Here is a 6,212-nt window from a genome sequence, read left to right on the forward strand (position 1 = left end):
GTTATAATCAGTATCATGAACCATAGTGAAAACCTCCTGTATGTTTATACTCAACACCTATATCATACATGATTTTCACTATGGTTTTAATATTTTTTATCTGTTGCATTTAATTTTACAATGAACCTTTAATATTCAGTATTTAATTAAGCTGTATAAGGTGTATTATTAATTTAAAATATATGTTATAATATTATGGTTAATATAAGGATTTATCGGATTAGGAGGAATATATAATGAACGCAAGTGTAGAAAAATTAGAAAATAATATTGTGAAATTAGAAATAACAGTAGAGGCAAAAAAATTTAATGAAGCTATGAAAGAAGCATTCAAAAAAAATGCAAAGAGATTTAATGTACCTGGATTTAGAAAAGGTAAAGCTCCAATGAATGTAGTAAAAAGATATTATGGAGAAGGAGTTTTATATGAAGATGCAATAAATATTTGTTGTGATAATACATATCCTGAAGTAGTAGAAGAAAATAAATTAAAACCAGTTGATTATCCAGAAATAGATATAGTAAAAATAGGCGAAGGGGAAGATTTTGTATATACTGCTAAGGTAACAGTTACTCCAGAAGTAAAACTTGGAAATTATAAAGGAGTAGAAGTTAAAAAAGTTACCTATGAGTTAAATGATGAAGATGTAGAAGAACAATTAAAAATGATGCAAGAAAAAAATGCAAGAATTCAAGCAAAAGAAGATGATGGAGTTATAGAAAAATCAAATATAGCTGTAATAGACTTTGAAGGATACATAGATGGAAAAAAATTTGAAGGAGGAGAAGGAAAAGATTTTCCTCTAGAAATAGGTTCAGGTACATTTATAGATAATTTCGAAGATCAATTAATAGGAGCAAAAAAAGGCGAAAATAAAGATATTATAGTAACATTTCCAGAAGAATATGGAAGAGAAGATTTAAATGGAAAAAAAGCTACTTTCAAAGTTACAGTTAAAGAAATTAGAATAAAAGAACTACCAAATATAGACGATGAATTTGCAAAAGAAGTTTCAGAATTTGACACAATAGATGAACTTAAGAAAGATATTAAGAAAAAAATCGAAGAATCAAATAAATTAAGAGAAGAAAGAGAATTAGAAGAAGCAATAATAAATGCAGTATGCGACAACTGTGAAGTAGATATTCCAGAAGTTATGATAAACAAAGAAATAGATTCAATGATAAAAGATTTAGAAATGAAATTAAGATATCAAGGATTGGATCTTGAAACATATTATAAATATGCAAATACTACAGAAGACAAATTAAGAGAATATATGAAAGAATCAGCAGAAAGAAAAGTAAAAATGGAATTAGTATTAGAAGCAATAGCTAAAGTAGAAGAAATTGAAGCTTCAGAAGAAGAACTTTTAGAAAAAGCTAAAGAATTAACTAAAAAATATAGTTCAGGAGATAAAGCTGATAAGATTGATGAAACAGCTAAAATGATACTTGATGCTCAAAAAGAATACTTCAAGATTGATGTAGTTAATGAAAAAGTTATAAAAATGTTGGTTGACAGTAGTAAAATTGTAGCATAATATAATAAAATGAAGTTAGTTGCCAGGAAAATAGTTCTGGCAACTAATTTTAACTAAATATAATTTTAAGAATACTAAAAAGGAGGAGAGAATTATGAGTTTAGTACCTGTTGTAGTTGAGCAAACTGGTAGAGGAGAAAGATCTTATGACATTTATTCTAGACTTTTAAAAGATAGAATAATAATGTTAAGTGAAGAAGTTAATGATGTTACAGCAAGCTTGGTGGTTGCACAATTATTATTTCTTGAGGCAGAAGATCCAGATAAGGATATATTCTTGTATATAAATAGTCCAGGAGGATCTATAACTTCAGGTATGGCTATTTATGATACAATGCAATATATAAAGCCAGATGTTTCAACTATATGTGTTGGTATGGCTGCTTCAATGGGAGCTTTTCTTCTTACAGCCGGTGCAAAAGGAAAAAGATTTGCTCTTCCAAATAGTGAAATAATGATACATCAGCCATTAGGAGGATTCCAAGGTCAGGCAACTGATATAGGAATTCATGCTAAAAGAATACTTGATATGAAGAAAAAATTAAATCAAATATTAAGTGAAAGAACAGGTCAGCCATTAGAAATAGTACAAAGAGATACAGAAAGAGATAACTTTATGACACCAGAAGAAGCTAAAGAATATGGCTTAATAGACGAAATTATGATAAAAAAGAAATAAAGCCTAGAGAGGTGTAATGATGTCCAAAAGTGATGAAAAAAAACAATTAAAATGTTCATTTTGTGGTAAAACACAAGATCAAGTTAGAAGACTTATTGCAGGACCAGGCGTATATATATGTGATGAATGTATAGAATTATGTTCTGAAATAATTAGCGATGAATTTGAAGATGATATACAAATAGATATTAGTTCATTACCAAAGCCTGAAGAAATAAAACAGTATCTTGATCAATATGTTGTAGGTCAAGACGAAGCAAAAAAATCATTATCAGTAGCAGTCTATAATCACTATAAGAGAATAAATTCAAATAATATGACTACTGATGATGATGTAGAATTACAAAAAAGTAATATACTATTATTAGGACCTACAGGATCAGGAAAGACTTTATTAGCTCAGACATTAGCAAAATTTTTAAATGTTCCTTTTGCTATAGCAGATGCTACTACATTAACAGAGGCAGGTTATGTAGGAGAAGATGTGGAAAACATACTTTTAAAGTTAATACAAAATTCAGATTATGATATAGAAAAAGCAGAAAGAGGAATAATATATATAGACGAAATAGATAAAATAGCAAGAAAGTCAGAAAATCCATCAATAACTAGAGATGTATCAGGAGAAGGAGTACAACAAGCATTATTAAAAATACTTGAAGGAACTGTAGCTTCTGTGCCACCTCAAGGTGGAAGAAAGCATCCTCATCAAGAATTTATACAAATAAACACAACAAATATATTATTTATATGTGGTGGAGCTTTCGATGGTATAGATAAAATAATAGAAAAGAGAACAAAAGATAGTTCTATAGGTTTTGGAGCTCAAGTTCAATCTAAGAAAGAAATAGATATAGGAGAAATATTAAAACAAATAATGCCTGGAGATTTATTAAAATTTGGTCTTATTCCAGAGTTTATAGGAAGAATTCCTATTATAGTAACTCTTGAGGCTTTAGATAAGAGTTCATTAATTCGTATTTTAACTGAACCAAAGAATGCTTTAGTAAAACAATACAAAAAATTATTTGAATTAGACAATGTTGAGTTAGAATTTGAGGAAAGTGCTTTAGAAGAAATAGCAAAAGAAGCTATTGAAAGGAGCACAGGTGCAAGAGGTCTTAGAGCTATAATAGAAGAAATTATGAAGGATATAATGTTTGAAATACCTTCAAGAGAAGACATAGTAAAAGTAATAGTTACAGATGAAACACTAAAGACTAAACAGTCAAAATTAATAACTACAGAAAATGGAGCAAAAAGGACACCTTTAAAAGTAAAAAAATCTAAAACTAGAAAAGACCCTGAAACAGCATAAAAAGAGCAATTTTTATTGCTCTTTTTTATTTAGGAAGAATATAGAATAAAGTAATAGTTCATACTAAAAATATACTTAAAATATAAAGGGGTTGATTTAGTATGATAAATATTATATTAATAATACAAATGTTTTTTAATATAGTTATTGGAATTTATTTTCTAAATGCATTGAAAAAACAGCAATCAAATAAGATAATAATTGATAAAGAAAGCAAAAAAGAGATGGAGAAATTAAATAAATTAAGAAAAATAAAATTAACAGAACCACTTTCAGAAAAAAGTAGACCAACTTCTTTTAAAGAAGTTATTGGTCAAAATAAAGGAATAAAAACATTAAAAGCTGCCTTATGTAGTCCAAATCCACAACATGTTATAATATACGGTCCTCCAGGTGTGGGAAAAACTGCAGCAGCTAGACTTATTTTGGAAGAAGCTAAAAAACAGAAAAATTGTCCTTTCAATAAGAATTCAAAATTTATAGAAATAGATGCTACTACTGTACGATTTGATGAAAGAGGAATAGCAGATCCTTTAATAGGCTCAGTACATGATCCTATATATCAAGGTGCAGGAAAATTTGGTAAAGCAGGAATACCTCAACCTAAACCAGGAGCAGTTACTAAGGCTCATGGAGGTATTTTATTTATAGATGAAATAGGAGAATTACATCCTAATGAAATGAACAGATTATTAAAGGTATTAGAAGATAGAAAAGTATTTTTAGATAGTTCTTATTATAGTTCATCAGATAACAATATGCCTTTATATATTAAAGAAATTTTTGAAAAGGGACTTCCAGCAGATTTTAGACTTGTAGGTGCTACTACTAAAGGTCCTGAAGAAATACCATCTGCATTGAGGTCAAGATGTATGGAAGTTTTTTTTAGAGCATTAACTCCAGAAGAAATAAGAAAAATAGTTAAAAATTCTTGTAAAAAGATAAATTATAAAATAGATGATAAAGCTTGCAATATGATAGTAAGGTATTGTGATAGTGGAAGAGAAGCTATAAATTTAGTTCAAATTGCTTCTGGAATTGCTTTAAATGAGCATAGAGACTATATATTATTAGAAGATGTGGAACTAGTTATAGAAAATGGACAGTATTCATTAAAATTAGATAAAAAAGTGGGTAAAAAACCTAAAATAGGATATGTAAATGGATTAGCAGTTAATGGAATTAATGTAGGTACTATTATGGAAATAGAGGCTATTGCAATTAAAACTTCAGTAAAAAAAGAATTAAAAGTAACAGGTATAATAGAAGAAGAGGAATTAAATAGTCAAAATAGAAAACTTAAAAGAAAAAGTACTGCAATATGTTCTATAGAAAATGTTATAACTGTTTTGGAAAAAAAGTTTAATATAGATTTTAATAACTATAATATACATGTGAATTTTCCAGGAGGTATACCTGTAGATGGACCTTCTGCAGGAATTAGCATTGCTACAGCTATATACAGTGCTATAACAGGTTTGTATGTAGATAATAGTACAGTAATGACTGGAGAATTGTCGCTTCATGGAGAAGTAAAGCCTATAGGCGGAATAAATGCAAAAATACAGGCTGGTATTAGAGGAGGAGCTAAAAAAATAATAATTCCTATGGAAAATTGGAGCAATAAATTTTCTTGTATAAAGGAAGCTAAAGTTATACCAGTTAGCAATATAGATGAGGTTATTAAACAAAGTTTAATGATTGATAATATAAATAATAATTTAAATGATATAAAATTAAATGCAGATATTTTATCAGCAGAATCCTTAAATATTAATTGAAAAATAAGGATTTTATGGTTATAATATATTAGTCTAATTATATATTTAGTTTAATTATAAAAGTGAGGGGAGAAGTATGAATAAGAAAATAAAGATCCTTCCGTTAATTCCGCTAAGAGGTTTAACAATATTTCCATATATGGTTTTACATTTTGATGTAGGAAGAACAAAGTCAATAAATGCTTTAGAAGAAGCTATGTTAAATGGACAAAAAATATTTTTAGCTGCACAAAAAGAAGCTAAGATAGATGATCCAGAAGAAAAAGATATAGCCGAAATAGGAGTTATATCTAATATAAAACAAATATTAAAATTGCCAGGAGATACTGTTAGAGTACTAGTGGAAGGTGAAAATAGAGCTAAAATAATAAATTATGTTGAGAAAGATTCATTTTTAAAAGTAGAAATAGAATTATTAGAAGATGAAAAAGAATACGACAAAGAAAGCGAAGCTTTAGTAAGAACAGTAAAGAAAGTATTTTATGATTATGTAAAGTTAGCAGGAAATATACCGCCAGAAATAATAATGAATTTAGATGATATAGATGACCTTGGAAGATTGTGTGATGTTATTAGTTCATATTTAATTTTAGAACAAGAAAAAAAGCAAAAACTATTAGATGCTTATGAAATAAATGAAAGATTAGAACAGCTAATTATTATTTTAAAAAATGAAGTTGAAATATTAAAATTAGAAAAAAAAATAGGATTAAAAGTAAAAAGTCAAATAGATAAAGTGCAAAAGGAATATTTTTTAAAAGAACTTAAATTGCAATATTAAATGCAACACCCCTGTGAAAAAATCATGTAGAATAGGACTGACAATAGTCAAAATCAGCCTTAAGCCCATCTTAATAATAACAGGAGATGGAGTGCATGGGTTTGTCAAG

5 protein-coding genes are annotated in these 6,212 nt (G+C 27.8%); all 5 read left to right on the forward strand.

Annotated elements, in window-relative coordinates; translation table 11 throughout:
- Positions 1 to 236: 236 nt before the first annotated feature.
- The 5 genes from tig (at position 237) to CLOACE_RS11300 (ending at position 6,103) form a co-directional block, all read left to right on the forward strand.
- Positions 237 to 1,544 carry a trigger factor gene (tig, locus tag CLOACE_RS11280; protein ID WP_070111350.1) on the forward strand — a complete coding sequence of 436 codons (1,308 nt, stop codon included), beginning with the start codon at positions 237 to 239 and terminating at the stop codon, positions 1,542 to 1,544.
- A gap of 46 nt (positions 1,545 to 1,590) precedes the next feature.
- On the forward strand, positions 1,591 to 2,223 hold the full coding sequence (clpP, locus tag CLOACE_RS11285; RefSeq protein ID WP_278287500.1) for an ATP-dependent Clp endopeptidase proteolytic subunit ClpP: 633 nt from the start codon (positions 1,591 to 1,593) through the stop codon (positions 2,221 to 2,223).
- A 19-nt stretch (positions 2,224 to 2,242) separates the two neighbouring features.
- Positions 2,243 to 3,541 carry an ATP-dependent Clp protease ATP-binding subunit ClpX gene (clpX, locus tag CLOACE_RS11290; RefSeq protein WP_070111352.1) on the forward strand — a complete coding sequence of 433 codons (1,299 nt, stop codon included), beginning with the start codon at positions 2,243 to 2,245 and terminating at the stop codon, positions 3,539 to 3,541.
- Positions 3,542 to 3,642: 101 nt separating this feature from the next.
- Entirely contained in the window at positions 3,643 to 5,322 is a 1,680-nt protein-coding gene (gene lonB / locus CLOACE_RS11295) for an ATP-dependent protease LonB (protein ID WP_070111353.1), read from the forward strand.
- A gap of 76 nt (positions 5,323 to 5,398) precedes the next feature.
- Entirely contained in the window at positions 5,399 to 6,103 is a 705-nt protein-coding gene (locus CLOACE_RS11300) for an LON peptidase substrate-binding domain-containing protein (RefSeq protein ID WP_070111354.1), read from the forward strand.
- Positions 6,104 to 6,212: the final 109 nt, after the last annotated feature.

Origin of the sequence: Clostridium acetireducens DSM 10703 (assembly GCF_001758365.1) — a bacterium.
GTDB classification, from domain to species: Bacteria; Bacillota; Clostridia; order Clostridiales; family Clostridiaceae; genus Clostridium_C; species Clostridium_C acetireducens.